At 42.4% G+C, this 2,489-nt stretch carries 3 protein-coding genes; all 3 read left to right on the top strand.

Annotation, left to right across the window (positions count from 1 at the left end; genetic code table 11):
* On the top strand, positions 1-1,105 hold a 1,105-nt coding region (gene proS / locus AC29Z1_RS16550), incomplete at its 5' end, for a proline--tRNA ligase (RefSeq protein ID WP_488272553.1).
* A 198-nt stretch (positions 1,106-1,303) separates the two neighbouring features.
* The gene (locus AC29Z1_RS16545) at positions 1,304-1,975 is read left to right on the top strand and encodes an MgtC/SapB family protein (protein ID WP_488272552.1); all 672 of its coding nucleotides are present in this window, start codon (positions 1,304-1,306) and stop codon (positions 1,973-1,975) included.
* A gap of 44 nt (positions 1,976-2,019) precedes the next feature.
* On the top strand, positions 2,020-2,489 hold a 470-nt coding region (locus tag AC29Z1_RS16540; protein WP_488272551.1), incomplete at its 3' end, for a PolC-type DNA polymerase III N-terminal domain-containing protein.

Genomic DNA, 2,489 nt, shown 5'->3' with positions numbered 1-2,489 from the left:
CAGTGGTTCACACGAGTTTATGGTTATCGCTGAATCCGGGGAAGCAGCGATTGTGTACTGCGCTAGCTGCGAGTATGCAGCGAATGTCGAAAAAGCTGAACTACACCCCATTAGCGTACCTGCTGAAGAAAGCCTGCCGCTGACTGAGAAACATACGCCAGATATGAAATCTATTACTGCAGTCAGCCAATTTCTGGGGGTTAGTCCGGAAAAGACGATTAAAACCCTGGCTTATCGCACAGATAAAGATGAGATTGTTTTGGCGCTGGTACGCGGTGACCACGAAGTCAATGAAATTAAACTACTCAATAAAATTGGTTGTCTGCGTTTAGAAATGGCTGACGAAGAAGCCATCTCCCGTATGGTTGGCAGTACAGCCGGATATATTGGTCCGGTTGGACTGGCAGATAAAAAAGATGTCATCCTTGTAGCAGATGCTACGGTAATGAATATGCATAATGCTGTGTGCGGTGCAAATAAAATTGACACACATTATATCAATGTTAATCCTGGTCGTGACTTTACGCCAACCATGATTGCCGATATTCGTTTAATTCAAGAGAATGATCCTTGTCCTCGCTGTGGAGCTCCGTTAAAAACGGCACGAGGGATTGAGGTTGGTCAAGTGTTTAAGCTGTATACGAAATATAGTACAGCCTTGCAAGCAACTTTTATTGATGATGATGGTAAAGAAAAGCCGATGGTTATGGGGTGTTACGGGATAGGGATTAGTCGGACTATGGCGGCAGCGATTGAACAAAACAACGACGAAAATGGTATTATTTGGCCTGTACCGATTGCCCCTTATCATGCTGTGGTTGTTCCGGTTAGTACCAAAGATCAAGCACAAGTTGCGTTAGCCGAAAAGATATATGATGAGCTAAATGCCAATGGAGTAGAAACAGTTCTTGATGATCGCAATGAGCGTCCAGGTGTAAAATTTAAGGATGCCGACCTTATTGGTTATCCGCTTAGAGTCACGGTTGGTCCTAAAGCCGTAAATGAAAACCTGATTGAAGTAAAAGTACGGCGTACTGGCGAAACTCTCTATTTTGGACCTAATGAATATTTGGAAGGTATCAAAGATTTACTAACTAAACTGTAATTAGAAGCAGCTAATACAAAAAAAGCGTGATACCGTAATCACGCTTTTTTTGTCTACCAGTATGTATAACAAATTTCAATTGATATAAGACGATTAAGTCTTATGCTGTTACAGGCCTGGATGATTGCCGTATTAAAGACTTGGTACAAACCAAGCCTTTGCATATAGTAGTTGCATGTAAGAAGAGGGGATGGGAGCATGACATCCATCAGTGAAATCGATATAGTTTTGCGACTGGTTGTTGCTTGTATTCTGGGCGGCGTGATTGGCTTTGAGCGTGAAAGTTTGGATCGGCCGGCAGGATTACGTACCCACATTTTAGTGTGTGTGGGTTCGACCTTAATGATGCTTGTATCTATTTATGGTTTCATTGGTATTGATACGATGAATAAGGATCCTGGACGCATTGCTGCACAAGTAGTTAGTGGGATTGGTTTTTTAGGTGCAGGTACTATTCTGCGGGAAGGTTTGACGGTTACTGGCCTTACGACAGCGGCCAGCTTATGGGTAGTCGCAGGTATTGGTTTAGCGATTGGTGCTGGTCTCTTTTTTGCCGGTATCGCCGGTACGGCTTTGGTATTTTTGACCTTGGTGTTTTTGGGGCAAGCGGAACGTCGTCATTGGAGTAGTAAATCTCGGAACAGAATTAAAATGATTATTCGCGATCAGCCTGGCCAGCTCGGAAAGGTAGGTATGTTCTTTGGAAAACATGGTATCGGAATTCACAATATAACTATGCACCATATACATGAACAAAAAGTGATAAAGCTAGAGTTTGTGTTAAAAATGCCTGCAAATGTCGATATGATGAAGATTTTCGCGGAACTTACAGAAATTGACGGAGTGCTTTCTATTGAGAAACCGTGGTAAAATGTATTGGATATTTCCGACCTGTATTGATGGGGAGAGGTTACATGCCTAGTTATTGTGTTATACCTGAAAATTGCCAGAGCTTTTTTCAATTTATCGAGAGACTACCAATTGATGCGGTTAGCCAAAAATTATTAACAGCGGCTCGTGTTCAAAAAGTCGAGGTAAATCCTTGCACTCAGACTTGGAACATACATATAACTACAGCTACAGCCATTTCTGAGCAGGTACTTGAAACATTGGCTCAACATCTGTGTCAACATTGCGGGTTATCAAAAGTTACCTTTAACCAGCAAGTCAGGGATTTAAAGCAGTATTTAACTGAGAATTGGATACCATTTGTGGAAGAGATTGCACAGGGGCATTATGGTACGAAGCATTTATTAGTAAGTGCCTCATGGTCCTATGCTGATGAAGTGCTTACCATCGAAACTATGGGCGGTTTGTCGACCGCTATATTAGCTGAGCGTGGAGTTGCACAGGCGATTAAGAACTTTATTATGCGCGAGTTTGG

This window comes from Sporomusa sp., assembly GCF_057736855.1.
Note: the sequence above shows the minus strand (reverse complement) of the source record. Positions and strands in the feature narration are given on the sequence as shown.